A 14623-nucleotide genomic window follows, 5' to 3' on the forward strand; every position below is an offset into this window, starting at 1 on the left:
TTCAAGCAGCTGTTGTGTCACGCTCCCGTGAGTCGGGCAAGGGCGTCGTCCATCGCCGCCGGCGGCAGCTCGATCAAGCGTGGCGCTTCAGTGAACAGCAGCGCCGCCGAGATCTCATGCCCGGGATAAAGCGGCTGGAGCAGCGCGCGATAGAGCGCGAGCTGCAGGACATAGGCCGGTGGAACGTCCGACAGGGTCGCAGGCGCCGGCCGGTTGGTCTTGTAGTCGACGATCGACACCCTGCCTGATGTGGCCGCCAGCCGGTCGATCTTGCCGGAGATCGAGCGCAGCTTGCCCTTCACCTCCAGGCTGCCCATGACCGCGACCTCAGCGCGTGAATTCGGCGCAAACAGCTGATCGAAGCGGCTGTCGGCAAGGATCGCCGCCACCGAGGCCAAGGCCTTGTCGCGTTCGGCTTCAGGCCATTGCGCGCCGGCGCGCTTCAGGTAGCGTTCCGCGGCATCGCGGCGTTCAGCCTCGGCAATGCCGGGCAGCATCTGCAGCAATTTGTGCAGCGCCAGCCCCCGCATCACCGCAAAGCCGGGCTCCTTCTCAGCGTCCAGCACCGGCGAACCGGTGTCGATCACAGCCTGCTTGGCCTCGTCGATCAGCGCCGAGGCGCCGGACGGCGACAGCGGCCGCGGCAGGTCCTCGAACGGCGGCAAGGGCTGGAACAGGGTCTTTGGCAACGGCTCGAACTGTTGCGCCTGCCGCGCCTCTTCGGTGGCCACTTGCGCGACCGGCGGCAATTTCGTCACGTGAAAGCGATGCACGGTTTCGCCGGTGGCGGGGTGCTGCCGCTCGATACTTTCGGGAGCGCCGACCAGCGCGCGGCTGACGATCGAATGCCAGGTCCCGGTATTCGGCGCCCGCTTGCCGTGATAGCCGCAAACGATCAGCCGGTCCTCGGCGCGGGTCATGCCGACATAGAGCAGCCGACGGTATTCGTCGTCGGCCAATTCGCGGGCGCGGACCGAAGCGGCCCGCGAAAATCCATTGGCGACATCGCTGGCCGAGCGCCAGAGGTAACCCTTGCCGTCCCAATGGTCGCCCGAGCCATCGAACGGCATCAGTCGCGGCAGATGCTGATCGCTGAACGGGGCGGAACCGCCATCGACCAGAAACACGACAGGCGCCTCCAGGCCCTTGGCGGCATGCACGGTCATGACGCGAACCTCGTCGCGGGTCTGGTCCATTTCGCGCTTGATCTCGGGGCCGGCATTTTCCAGCGTCGACAGGAAGGATTCCAGCCCCGGCAGGCCGGTCCGCTCCTCGGCCAGGCAGAAGCTCAGGAATTCGTCGAGGATGTCGCCGGCTTCCGGCCCGAGCCGCGCGATCATCTTCTCGCGCAAGCCGTCCCGCGCGAGAGCTCCGGCATAGAATTCGAACACCGGCTTGAATGCGGCTTCGACAGACCATGTGTCGAGCTGGGCAGCGATTGCGGCCAAGGCAGCGCTTTCGCCGGCACGCTGCCTGAGCGATGCGATCAACGAGAGGCCGGGTTGTCGCTCGCCGGCAAGCGCGAAAAGCATCTCTTCCGCAACATCGAAAATCGGACTGCGCAGCACGGCGGCAAGCGACAGATCGTCTTCGGGCTGGACAAGAAAGTGGCCGAGCGCGATCAGGTCCTTTACCGCGATATGGCCGGGCAGGCTGAGCCGGTCGGCGCCGGCGACCGGTATGTCGCGGCGCTTCAGCGCGCGTGTCAGCGCATGGACGAAACGATCGCGCTTGCGCACCAGCACCAGGATATCGCCGGGCCGAAGTTTCTTGCCGCGGCCTTCGATGACCTCGCCGGTGCCGATCCAGCCGGCAATTGTTGCCGCCACGTTTTCGGCAACACGCACCGCCGGCGCATGGGCGTGGTCGACGGCTTGCGTCCAATCGTCGGGCTCGTCGACGATTTCGGCGCCGATCGACGGCCAGACCTCGACATAGCCCGGCGCATCGCTGCGGATCGCCTTGTGGGTCAGCGGGTCGGGATCGTGGCTGATGCCACGTCGCACGACTGGGTCGGCAAAGACACGGTCGACCGCCGCAAGCACGTCCTCGGTCGAGCGGAACGACCAGGTCAGCTTGAGGTCGGCGAAAGCGGCGTTGGCGTCGCGCACCTTTCCGGCAAACAGCAGCCTTGAGTCGGCGAAGGAGTCGGGCGCTGCTCCTTGAAAGGAATAGATTGACTGTTTTTCGTCGCCGACGGCAAACACCGTGCGGTGAACCATGTCACGCGCGCCGAGCCCGGCAAAGAACTCTTCCGCCAGCCGCTTCACCACCTCCCACTGGTCGGGACTGGTGTCCTGCGCCTCGTCGAGCAGGATGTGATCAATACCCTGGTCGAGCTTGTATTGCACCCAGGGGCCGGCGTCGGGCCGCGCCAGAAGATTGACCGTTCGAGTGATGAGGTCGTTGAAATCGAGAAAGCCGCGGGCGCGCTTCAGGTGCTCGTAGCGAGCGATCAGCCAGTCCGCGATGGTCAGCGCCGCACGTGTGCCCTCCAGCATCCTGAACAAGGCCAATCGATCGGAGATTTCGAGGATGGCATCGACCGCGACCTGATAGCGCTCGGCAAGATCCGGCAGCCGGTCGAGCAAGGCCTTCTTGAACGTCTTTGCCGGCTCATAAGGCTCGCCATCGGCTCGCAGGAAGGCTTTTGCCAGCAGATGCAGCCGGCGAACCGGATCATTCTCGGCGAAGGCAAGATGGGCGTAGGGCAGCAAATTGTTCAGCACGAGACGGGCGTCGGCGGCTTCAGCAGCGCGGGCAAAGGTGATGAGATAGTCCGGCAGGAAGCCCGGCAGCGGCCAGACGGAGGCGGCCAGGCCTTCGGCGGTCTGGCCGGCGCGAAACCTGAACTCGTCGAACAGCGCCCGGAAACCATCGCCGCCAGCCGAGCTTATGAAGGCACGCAGACCGTCGCGCTTGCGCACGGTCTCGGCCAGCAAAGCGTCAAGCCCATGCTCGCCGCCGCGCTCCAGAATGGTGGCGAAAGCATCAGTCAGCCCCGCATTGCCGGCGGCCGTGCCCGAGATCATGTCGCGGCGGGCGGCGGCGAAGAGCGACGCCTCCATCTGTGGATCGAGCATTTCGAAATGGGCCGGTATGTTGGCCTCCAGCGGGAACTGGTGCAGCACCGATTCGCAGAAGGCATGGATGGTCTGGATCTTCAGCCCGCCGGGCGTCTCCAGCGCCTCGGCGAACAGCCGGCGGGCGCGGCGCATGGCTTCGCGATCGGGCTGGCGGCCGTCCAGCGCCTCTATCCTTGTCGCCAGTTCGACGTCGCCAAGCGCTGTCCATTCCGACAGCGTCGAAAACACCCGGTTCGACATGTTGGCGGCGGCGGCGCGGGTGTAGGTCAGGCACAGGATCTTCGATGGATCGGTGCCGCGCAGCAAAAGCCGGATGACGCGCTGGGCCAGCACATGGGTTTTGCCCGATCCGGCATTGGCCGACACCCAGGCGGAATTCTGCGGGTCAGACGCGCTTGCCTGGCTGACGGCGGTGTCGGTCGGGATAGGATAGGCCTTCTTCACGCCTCCCCTCCCTCGTCGTCGCCGTCGCCACCGGCGGACCATTCGAGCACGCGGGCGAGATGGTCGTAGTCACCGTCGGTCTCGCCCTCGCGGAACGGCAACGCGCGCGACAAATAGCCGGTCGTCGGGTTGGCATAGTGGATCAGCAGTTTTTCGAGCCGCGCCCAGGCCTCCTCGGCGAGGTCTGCGGCCGTTCGCGGCTTGCGGTTGTATTCGAGGATGGATTCCTCGAACACCTCGCCATTCGGCTTCAGCCTGATGAAGGCCAGCTGCGACGGCTCGCGCGCGCCAAGCCCCTTGAAGGCGCCGCGCCTGAGCAGCGCACCCTCGAGCGCCAGTTGCGGCGAAAGCAGCGTATGGGCCTGCGCCTTCGACGGCGAGGAGCCGGTCTTGTAATCCAGGATGTCGGCCATGCCGCCGGCCAGGAGATCGACACGATCAGCATAGCCGGACAGCGTCACGCCGGACTGGCCGACGCCGGTTTTCTCGGCGTGCTCCTCGGCATGCCGCATTGTCACGGCGAAGGCGCGGCCGCGCTCCCATTCGATGATGCCGGCGGCGAGCTTTTCGAAGCGCGGCCACCACACCGCCTCGACATCGGGGGGAAGGGCCGCCTCGGCAAAGCATGCGCGGCCGGCGGCAATGAGGCCGTCCAGCGCCTCCGGCACAAGCGGATCGGCCACGGTCCGCGAAAAAAGATGCAGGATGGCGTGAAACAGCGTGCCGCGTTCGGCAGCGCCCGGGTCGCGGATGACCGGGTCGAGCGGCATCAGGCGGAGGATTCTTCTGGCATAGATCGCGTAAGGGTCGCGGCGCAGCGTCTCGATCTCGGTGACCGAGAAATGTTGCGGCCGCACAGCCAGCGGCGGCTTCGGCTGCGGCCGCGGCGCGAAGTCTCTTCTTTCGCCGGCATCGAGCGCACGGGCCCAGGACAGGAATTCATCACCACGCCGGCGAAGCACCGCCGCATGGTCCTTGCCGATGAAGGTCAGGAGGCGCTGCAGCCAGCGCGACGGCACCGCCGGCGCGTCGCCGGAGCGGGCGGAGCGCGCCAGCACCACTTTCTTCGCCCCCATCGCCATCTGGAAATCATGGGCGGCCAGGCCGATCCGCCGTTCGGGCGGCTCGAGGTCGATGCCGGTCTTCATCAGCCGGGACATGAAGCGGTCGCTTTCCGGCTTGCGCGGCCACACGCCTTCGTTGAGACCGCCGACGACCAGCGTGTCGACGTTCTGCAACCGCGCTTCCAGAGCACCCCAGATGGCGATGTTCCTGTCGGTGCCTTGTGCCGGCTTGACCGTCTCGGGTGCGATCAGCGCCTCCATGATTTCGGGCCATTCGTCGGCCGCGAAGGAGAACGACGCCGAGGCAGCGACCAGCCCGCGCAAGAGCTCGGCGAGCTTTTCACCGGCGTCGCCGGCATAGAGTTCGCTCAGACTGCCATCCGCGGCGCGGCCGAGACCTTCGAGCGCGACGACGCTGGCCCGGGTCAATTCGGCAAAATCGGCTTCGGCTTGACTGCGAAAGGCAATCAGCGGGGCCAGCGCGGCGGCAACGCGGACGAGCAATTCGCGGGCGCCCTCGATGTTTCGCACGGTCAGGCGGGAAAACCAGAACGGCGGCCGGGTGCTGTTGCCCACACCGGTGAGGCGGGCCTCGAAGAGGTCCGGCAGCAATGCGATGTCAGGGCGGCCGGTGCCGCCGCGCAGCGCCACCAGTTCGACGATCTCCGCCGCGTGACGGACGCTTGTGCGTTCCAGACCGAGGCCAAGCAGCGGGTGCTTGAGCAGCGACAGCAGGGCCACGGGATCGCCGGGGCGGAACGCCGCCTGAAGCGCCAGTCTGAGCAGGCCGGCGGCTGGCGTGTTGATGAGCGGTGTGCCGCCCGAATCGTCGGCGACGACACCAAACCGCAACAGCTCGACCGAAACGCGCCGCGCCAGGGCGCGGTCACCGGTGACGAGCGCGGCGCGTTGGCCGGACTGTTCGACTGCGCGTTTGAGCGCGATGGCGATCGCCACTGCTTCGTCGCGCTCGCCGGCGGCTTCGAGTAGCGTCACATCGGCGAAGGCCTCGGTGATATCGCCTGATGTAAAGCGGGCGCGCGTCTCGACCCACAGCTCGGTGGTTTCCGCCGGCCGCAGCGCCTCGCCGACAAGTGCGGCGCGCAGCGCGAGCGGCCTTTCGGCAACGGCGATCTCCTCGACATCGCCGCGCAGCACACCGATCTTGCCGATCAGATTTGTCAGGCCGTATTGCGGGTGGCCAAGCAAGGCCGGCCGTGCGCCAGGCACCGCGATTGCCTGGAATGACGGCTCATCCAGCATCAGGTCGAGGCCGGGCAGCACGACCGCGCCGCTGGGCAGGCCGGCGATCACCGCAAGCAATTCGGCGGTGGCGGGAATGGAGCCGGTGGAGCCGGCGGCGATCACCGGTCCGGTCGGCGGATTGCGCTTCAGCCGCGCCGCTTCCAGCCTTATCAGCGCATTGCGATGCGCGGCCGGGTTGGAGCGATTGCGTTCCTCGAGGAGATTCGGCCAGTTTTCGGTGACGATGCTGAGGAAGTCGAGCGTCACTTGCCACCAGCCGGCGAGGTTGCCGGTCACCAGATCGGCAAGCCTGGTCCAGTCCGTGCCTTCCGTCTCGATCTCGTCCATCAGCCGGGCAAGGTCGCGCGCCAGCCAAATGGCATCGGCGGCCGACGCCGGCACGACGATCTCCTCGTCGAAAAGTGCCGCGACATGCGCCGGCAGGCGGCGTTTCCAGGCGCGCACCAGCGGCGCCAGCAGCAGCAGGCGCTCGATTGCGGCGATCGGCGGCGCGAGCTCGATGGCGGCCGATGCGTCGGCCTCGAACACGGCTTCGTCCTCGTCGAACTCGCCGAGCGGGCGGATGACCGGCAGTATCGCCGCGCGGCCACCCAGACGGTCGACTAAGACGCCGCGCAGCGCACGCGCGGCGCGGCGGGTCGGCACGTAAATGGTGACGTCGGCCAGCGCCAGCGGGTCGCCGTCGAAGCGGAAACCAGGAACGAGCCGCCCTGACAGTAAGGCCTCGGCCAGCGTCGGCAGAAATGGCGCTCCGGGCGGGATCGAGAAAACGCGGCGGGAGCCGCTCATTTGAACTCGGTGAAGGAGCTGGTCAACTCGGCAAGAGCGCCGGGCGACGCAGCAAGAGCAGCAGCGACGGCCGCTTCCGCAAGCGGAATGGCGTCGGGCGTGCCGACGGTGATCCAGCGGCCGTGCATCGGCATGCCGAACAGGCGACCGGCAGCGATGGCCGCATCGAAATAGGCGTTGAGCGAATGCGGCCCGGCCGGCGCATTCTTGAAAAGCCTGGGGTGGACTATCGCCGCGCCGGCATAGATCAGGCCTTTCGGGTCGCCTTTCGAACGCCGCAAAGCGCCGTCCGGCGCCATCAGGAAATCCGTGCCGCCGCTGTGTCCGGTTGCTGACTGGGGATCCGCGAGCATCAGCAGAATATCCATTTTCGCCGCGTCCCACGCAAGGGCGAGACGGGCAAGGTTGGGCACGCCGCTGTCGATCCAGAAAGTGTCGGCGTTGACGATGTAAAAGGGAGCCCCTCCCAGTTCCGGCAAGGCATGGACGATACCGCCGGCGGAATCGAGCAGTGTTTCGCTTTCGTCGGAAATAACGACCCGCGGCGCGCGGCGCGCGGCGACGTGGGCGACGATCTGCTCGGGAAAGTAATGGACGTTGACGATGACCTTGTCGACGCCGGCACGAGCCAGGCTGTCCAGGCTCCAGTCGAGCAACGTCTTGCCGGATATCCTGACCAGTGGTTTCGGCATTGTGTCGGTGATTGGCCGCATGCGCTTTCCCAGCCCGGCGGCAAGCACCATTGCGGTTTTGGGGCGTGTCGTCACAGCGGCCGCTCGTCCAGCAGCCCGTGGGCTGTATAGAAATCCCGCAGGCCGGCCAGTGCCGAATGCGCCAGCGCCCGCCGGAGATAATCGCGAATGCGCGGCAGGTGTTTCAGATAATAGGGCTTGCTGTCCCGCTTTTCGAGCCGGACGAAAATGCCAAGGATCTTCGAATTGCGCTGCGCCGCCATGATCGCATAGGTCTCGACGAATTCGTCTTCGTCAAAAGCGCCGGCCTTATGGCGCGCAGCGATGTAGGCGTCGAGCGTCCGCCGCTCGATCTCAGGCGAAAGCGTGACGCGCGCATCCATGGCGAGCGAGGCGAGATCATAGGCGGAAGGGCCGATCAGCGCGTCCTGGAAATCGACGATGCCGAGGCGATCGTGACCGGAACGCTCGCCGCGCCAGATGATGTTGGGCGAATGAAAGTCGCGCAGCATGAGCGTGTATTCGCGTCCTTCCAGCCGGTCGAGGGCCGCGTTCCATTCCTTGCTATAGCCGGTGCGCAAGGCATCGCTTGCCGGGCTCCCTGTGATCGCTGGCACATACCAGTCGAGCAGCAATTCGGCTTCGATCATCATGGCGTCGCGGTCGAAAGGCGGCACGTCGTGAAAGGCGCCGGGCGCGGCCTCGATGCGATCGGGCCACGTCTTGCCGTGCATCATGGCAAGCAGTTCGGCCGCCGCCGCGTAACGTTCCGCCAGCGGCTGACCGTGCTGGCCGAGAAATCCCTCCGAGCCGAGATGCTCCATGAGAAGAAAGCCCTGATCCAGGTCCTGTGCGTGGATTTCCGGCGCGCTGACACCGCCGGCCCGCAATGCCCGATCGATGGCAACGAAGGCAGCGACGGATTGTGCGGTGTGGGCGATCACCGCATAGGGCTTGCCATCGCGGACCGGCGGCCCGAGCACCAGCCGCGGCGAGTTCATCAACACGCGCGGCGGCAGGCCGGCCAGCGAGACGACCTCATAGGAGCGGGCCGAGGCGTCGCCGGTAAAATAGCGTCTCTGCGCTTCACCCCAGCCGGCTCTTTCCAGAAAATCGCGCAAGGCCAGCGAGCGCGCCGCGCGCTCGAAGGCAGCGCCTTGTCCCGACAATCTCGCCAGGCGTCCGTCGTCTAGATGGACGAGTTCGATCAGCACCGAAGTCTTTGGCAAAAAGGCCTCTGCCCGCTCCGGCCATTCGACCAGGGCAGCGCCTTGCGCCAGCGCCTCGTCGAAACCGAGCTCGTCCAGTTCGGACGCCGCGGACAGGCGATAGAGGTCGAAATGATGGATTGGGACGCGCGCCTCATAGCTCTGGACCAGCGTGAAGGTCGGGCTCGGCACGTCGAGACCGGCATCGTCGGTCATTGCCCTTATCAGCGCCCGCGCCAAACTCGACTTGCCGGCGCCGAGATCGCCTCTGAGAGCCAGCACGTCGCCGGGGCGCAGCGACATGGCCAGATCCTCGCCCAGCCTTGCGGTCGCAGCCTCGTCGGCGAGAAAGCGCTCCAGCACCATGCCTGCCATCGAACGCGCTACTCGGCCGCCGCGCGGATGCCGGACGGCGTGTCGGGAAAGGCACAAATGACGGTGGTGCCGATGCCCTTGCCGGTTTCGATGCGGACACTGCCGCCATGCAGCTCGACAAAGCTCTTGACGATCGACAGGCCGAGGCCGGGGCCGCGCCGGCGGCCGCTATTGGTGCGCGGTTCGAAACGGCGGAACACCGAATCGAGCAGGTCCGGCGGCATGCCGGGACCATCGTCGTGAACGGAGAATTCCACGCCCTCGGCAAGCGAGCGGCAGGCGAGCGTGACGGTGCTTGCCTCCGGAGCGTAGTTCGCGGCATTGCTCAGCAGGTTATAGAGGATCTGGCGGATGCGGGTTTCGTCGCCGTGGAACGTCTTTGGCGCAGTGGCCGCATCAATCTTCAGCCTGATCGCATGCTCCTCCAGCCGGTCGGCCACAAGCTCGGCAGCGGCAGCGATGGTCCGGTCGACGTGAACTTCGGAGATATCGAGTTCCATGATGCCGGCATCCACGGTCGCCAGGTCGAGGATGTCGTTGACGATGGTGAGCAGGACCGAGGAAGACGAGCTGACATGCTCGACATATTCGCGCTGCTTCTGGTTCAATGGCCCGGTCGAGGGCAGCGAAAGCAGCTCAGTGAAGCCGATGATGTTGGTCAGCGGCGAGCGCAGCTCGTAGGAGACGTGCTGCACAAACTCGTTCTTGAGCTGGTCGGATTTTTCCAGCGCCTCGTTCTTGTCCTTCAGCGCCCGCTCGACATTGACGCTGTCGGTGACGTCGACGAAGGTCATCATCACCTGACCGTTGGGCAGCGGGATCATCGCGTAGCGCAGGACGGTGCCGTTGTTCAGCTCGGTCTGGCCGTGGCGGTCGCGGCGCTCGTCGTCGAAACCGGTGACGGCGGCGACGAACCAGCGCCAGGGACTGTCGGCGGCGCGCCGGTCGCACAGATCGCGGATCGTGGAGACGTGAACGTTGGGCTTGGCGACGTCGGTGTCGAGCCCCCAAAGAGCTGCGAATGCAGGGTTCGAAAATCTGAGCCTGCCGTCGGGGCCGAACACGGCCACGCCTTCGGCAAGATTGTCGAGCGTCTCGCCCTGGACCCGCACCGCGGTCTGGTAGCGGCTTTCAAGGTCCATCTTCTCGGTCAGGTTCTCGAACACCCAGGTGACGCCACCTTTGGGCTGCGGATTGGCGACGACGCGGATAGTCTTGCCATCCGGCAAATGCCACCAATGTTCCTGCGACTCGACCGCGCGATAGGCGCCAAGCAGGCTTTCCTTCCAGCGCCGCCATTCGGGCTGCTCGGCGATCTTGCCTTCGCTGCGCAGCCGGTCGAGCAACAAGGCGTTGTCCGGAGCGCTGTGCAGGAAGCCGCTGTCGAGGCCCCATAGTTTCTGGAACGCCTGGTTGAAAAACCGCAGTTTTTCGTCGGTATCGAAAATCGCCACGGCGGTGTTGAGCTGGTCGAGCGTGTCGGCATGGCTGCGCACGGTCCGCTCATATTCGCTACGGATCGTTTCGATGGCGCTGGTGTCGCAGGCGAGACCCGCCGAGCCGTCCGCGCCGGCGAAGTCGGTCACGGCGAACATGCGGCGGTCGCCCTCGATCACGGTGGAAAGCGCCTGCTCGAAAACGGGATGCGACTTGTGCTGCGCAGCGATTGCTTCGCGCGCCTGGCCGCCCAGGAATTCCTTCGCGTCGCGAACCGCGGCTTCGGCATTTTCCGCCTCGACCGCCCTGGCATAGGCGCGGTTGACCCATTTCAGCCGCCCGTCCGCCGAGCGTAGCCAGGCTGGCATGCTGAGTGCGTTGAAAAGACCGAGCATGGTGTCATAGTCGGCGGCAAGGCGCTGGTTCTCGATTTTTAGCCTAGCCTCGCTTCGCTGCGTTTCAGAAAGCGAGACGAAGCGGACGAGCACGTGTGCTGCGCTCTTGCGGCCGTGCACTTCGAGCGGCGCACCGGCCTGCGATTCGATGACGAGGTCGAACGGCTTCGCCTTTTCCCGCAGTCCCGCCACGGCATTCTCGAGCGCCGCCGCCGAGCGCGGCATCAGCCAACGGCCGAAGGCGAGGAAGGCGGCCCGGTCTTCCGGAGCGCCGCTTTCAACTGGCAATGTCCCTACGAGCTCGGGCTTCTTGTTTTCCGCGGCCCATACGACGACACGCTGGTCGCGCAGGTTGAGCAGCGCCTCGGAGCGTTGCAGCGCAGCGCTGACGTCGGCCAAGCGGGCTCTGAGTTCGCCATTCTGCGCCGAGGTCCGCGCCCGTTCGCGGATCAGGAAAATGGCCGAGACAAGTGCCGCGCCCATGACGCCGACAAACACGGCGAGTTGCATGACCTCGACGGTGCTGACCGAGAGCCCGGCTTTGGAGGCGGCCGCGGGGGACGCAGCAGCGGGTCCAGCATGTGCCGATAGACCAAGCAACGGACCGGCGAGCGCGGAAGAGGCAAGCAATTTTCCGACGCGGGCGCCGGCGCGCCATAAGAGGCTTCCGCCTCTGGCAGCGGAACCCACCGAATCGTTGTGGCCGCCGGAAACGGCCTGTCCCGCGCAAGGCGGGTAATCCCCCGGCATGTCCTGGTCCTCTTCGCCGCCTGAATGCAAGACCGCCCTGATGCGGATGTCGGCCCTCGTCCCCGAACCCCGCGAATCAGCACCATAGCGCTTGCGCGAATCGGCGTGAAGAATCAATCAGCGCAAAAATAAAGCCGGGCGAAAAGTCAATCGCCCGGCCTCAATATCTAGTGGTAATCTCAGCTATGGTTAATAGCGGTAGTGTTCCGGCTTGAACGGTCCCTGCGGGGTCACGCCGATATAAGCTGCCTGTTCGCTGGACAATTCGGTGAGCCGGGCGCCGAGCTTGTCGAGATGCAGGCGCGCGACTTTTTCATCGAGATGCTTCGGCAGGACATAGACCTGGTTCTGATACTGGCCAGGCTTGGTGTACAACTCGATCTGGGCCAGCACCTGGTTGGTGAAGGACGCCGACATGACAAAGCTCGGGTGGCCGGTGGCGTTGCCGAGATTGAGCAGGCGGCCTTCCGACAAAAGGATCATCCGCTTGCCGTCCGGGAAGGTGATCATGTCGACCTGCGGCTTGATGTTGGTCCACTTCAGATTGCGCAGCGACGCCACCTGGATCTCGTTGTCGAAGTGGCCGATATTGCCGACGATCACCATGTCCTTCATCGCCCGCATGTGGTCGATGGTGACGACATCCTTGTTGCCGGTGGTGGTGATGATGATGTCGGCGGTCGGGGCGGCATCTTCGAGGGTGACGACTTCGAAGCCGTCCATCGCCGCCTGCAAGGCGCAGATCGGATCGACCTCGGTGACCTTGACACGGGCGCCGGCGCCCTTGAGCGACGCCGAAGAGCCCTTGCCGACGTCGCCATAGCCGCAGACGACCGCAACCTTGCCGGCCATCATCGTGTCGGTGCCGCGGCGAATGCCGTCGACCAGCGATTCCTTGCAGCCATACTTATTGTCGAATTTCGACTTGGTCACGCTGTCGTTGACGTTGATCGCCGGGAACGGCAGCAGCCCCTTCTTCTGCAACTGATAGAGCCGGTTGACGCCGGTGGTGGTCTCTTCGGTGACGCCGCGGATCGCTTCCTTCTGCTTGGTGAAGAAACCGGGCGATGCCGCCATCCGCTTCTTGATCTGGGCAAACAGGATTTCTTCCTCCTCGCTGCCCGGATCGGAGAGCACATCCTCGCCGGCTTCGGCGCGCGCGCCGATCAGGATGTACATGGTGGCGTCGCCGCCATCGTCGAGGATCATGTTGGAGGTGCCGCCATCGGCCCACTGGAATATCTTGTCGGTGTAGACCCAGTAGTCCTCGAGCGACTCGCCCTTGACGGCGAAGACCGGAATGCCGGCCTCGGCGATGGCCGCGGCCGCATGGTCCTGGGTCGAGAAGATGTTGCAGGAGGCCCAGCGGATCTCGGCGCCGAGCGCCTTCAGCGTTTCGATCAGCACCGCCGTCTGGATGGTCATGTGCAGCGAGCCGGTGATGCGCGCGCCCTTGAGCGGCTGCGCCTTGCCGAATTCTTCGCGGCAGGCCATCAGGCCCGGCATTTCGGTTTCGGCGATCTCGATCTCCTTGCGGCCCCAGCCGGCAAGCGAGATGTCGGCGACCACATAGTCATTGCTACCCGTCATGGCAGTGCTCCGATCAAGAATTGTCTTCGGGATGCGCCCGCGCCGGAAGGCGTGTCGAAGGGCGCGAATTGCCGGCCTGACTAGCAGATCGTCGGTCGGACGACAATGGGATATAAAGAAATCTTTATCCGTGCATGTCTTCGCAGACGCACCGGCGCGAAATCGGGTTCAGCCGCGAGGCGCTCCAGGCGTCAGGACTCTTCGCCGAAGCGGGAGGCGACCAGCTGCTCCAGCGCGTCGATCACCTGCTCGGCCTCCGGGCCGCTGGCGGTGACGCGGATCGAATAGCCGGGGCTTGCCGCCAGCATCATGAGGCCCATGATCGAGGTGCCGCCAACCGTGACGCCGTCCTTCTCGACCTGGACGGAGGCGTCGAAGCCGCTGGCGACCTGAACGAACTTGGCCGAGGCGCGGGCATGCAGGCCACGCTGGTTGACGATTGGAAATTCCCGGACGATGTCACCCTTGTTGGCCGACAGCGCACTCATTTGCTGCTCAGAAGCTGGCTGGCGACATTGATGTATTTGCGGCCGGCCGCCTGCGCCTCGTCCAGCGCTACGCTCATATTGTCGCCCTTGCGAATGCTGGACAGCTTGATCAGCATCGGCAGGTTCATGCCGGCAATGACCTCGGTACGACCGGATTCCATCACCGAAATGGCAAGATTGGAAGGCGTGCCGCCGAACATGTCTGTCAAGACGATGACGCCCGCCCCCGTGTCGACACGGGCAACGGCGTCGATGATGTCGCTGCGGCGCTGCTCCATATCGTCGTCGGCGCCGATCGCCACGGTCTCGAAACTGTCTTGTGGCCCGACGACATGTTCCACGGCATGGCGGAATTCGGCGGCCAGTTGACCGTGCGTTACAAGCACGAGTCCGATCATTCTTTGGTGGCTCCCGTCATCGCCGCTTCATAGGCGTTTCATGCTCGCCGGCCTTTTCAGGCGGCGGGAGCGCTATCTTGTCGACGCGAGGCGCGTTGACAAGCCCAAAATTGCAGAGGCACAGGCCATTTTGACGCATTGCAGCAACAATTCGAAATCGCATTATACGAAAGGCGCAATTGCCAGCCGCGCCATCACGGCCGGCAAGGCCGCCGGAACATTGCGTTCGGCAAGATCGATACGCGGCAGCGGGCAGCCCGCGATGGGTTCGCTGGCATCTTCCTGGAAGCGGGCCATCTCGCTTGCCGGGACCAGCCGGACGCAAAGGTCGATCACGCCGCCGGGCTCGAACGACAATGGCCGCGGGCCGAATCCGGGCACCTCGACGAGGCCGGCGATGGGAGCGGGCACCCGGCAGACCAGCCGCCCCGCGTGATCGGCGGCGAGGAGCCTGTCGTCACCGATCAGCCGCGAAAACAATCCGCGTTGACGGCAATGATCGATGAGGGCGAGCGCCAGCGTCGTCTTGCCCGAGCCGGACGGTCCCGTGATGAGGACACCACGCTCGCCGATCAAGATCGCCGTGCCGTGAATGTTCTCGGCCTGCACAGTCGGATCAGGCATTGTCGTGCCCGAAAAAA

Annotated in this window: 9 protein-coding genes; all 9 read right to left on the reverse strand. The window is 65.3% G+C overall.

Annotation, left to right across the window (positions count from 1 at the left end; genetic code table 11):
* Positions 1–17 precede the first annotated feature (17 nt).
* Positions 18–3530, reverse strand: a complete 3513-nt coding sequence (gene addA, locus JG739_RS01750; protein WP_202364977.1) for a double-strand break repair helicase AddA — start codon at positions 3528–3530, stop codon at positions 18–20.
* On the reverse strand, positions 3527–6649 hold the full coding sequence (gene addB, locus JG739_RS01755) for a double-strand break repair protein AddB (protein ID WP_202364978.1): 3123 nt from the start codon (positions 6647–6649) through the stop codon (positions 3527–3529). The genes addA and addB overlap by 4 nt, the downstream gene beginning before the upstream one ends.
* A complete protein-coding gene (locus JG739_RS01760; RefSeq protein WP_244749665.1) occupies positions 6646–7416 on the reverse strand; it encodes a nucleotidyltransferase family protein in 771 nt (256 codons plus the stop codon). Before JG739_RS01760 ends, addB begins: the two co-directional genes overlap by 4 nt.
* On the reverse strand, positions 7413–8924 hold the full coding sequence (gene tsaE, locus JG739_RS01765; protein ID WP_202364979.1) for a tRNA (adenosine(37)-N6)-threonylcarbamoyltransferase complex ATPase subunit type 1 TsaE: 1512 nt from the start codon (positions 8922–8924) through the stop codon (positions 7413–7415). The genes JG739_RS01760 and tsaE overlap by 4 nt, the downstream gene beginning before the upstream one ends.
* A gap of 8 nt (positions 8925–8932) precedes the next feature.
* Positions 8933–11506, reverse strand: a complete 2574-nt coding sequence (locus JG739_RS01770; protein WP_202364980.1) for a sensor histidine kinase — start codon at positions 11504–11506, stop codon at positions 8933–8935.
* A gap of 189 nt (positions 11507–11695) precedes the next feature.
* Complete coding sequence (gene ahcY / locus JG739_RS01775; protein ID WP_202364981.1) at positions 11696–13096, reverse strand: adenosylhomocysteinase; 1401 nt, start codon at positions 13094–13096, stop codon at positions 11696–11698.
* 191 nt (positions 13097–13287) lie between these two features.
* Positions 13288–13584: an HPr family phosphocarrier protein gene (locus tag JG739_RS01780; protein WP_023796904.1), complete on the reverse strand. Its 297-nt coding sequence runs from the start codon at positions 13582–13584 to the stop codon at positions 13288–13290.
* Entirely contained in the window at positions 13581–13982 is a 402-nt protein-coding gene (locus JG739_RS01785) for a PTS sugar transporter subunit IIA (protein WP_202364982.1), read from the reverse strand. The genes JG739_RS01780 and JG739_RS01785 overlap by 4 nt, the downstream gene beginning before the upstream one ends.
* 162 nt (positions 13983–14144) lie before the next feature.
* On the reverse strand, positions 14145–14606 hold the full coding sequence (locus JG739_RS01790) for an HPr kinase/phosphorylase (RefSeq protein WP_202364983.1): 462 nt from the start codon (positions 14604–14606) through the stop codon (positions 14145–14147).
* Positions 14607–14623: the final 17 nt, after the last annotated feature.

It is taken from the genome of Mesorhizobium sp. L-2-11 (genome assembly GCF_016756595.1).
Classification (GTDB): domain Bacteria; phylum Pseudomonadota; class Alphaproteobacteria; order Rhizobiales; family Rhizobiaceae; genus Mesorhizobium.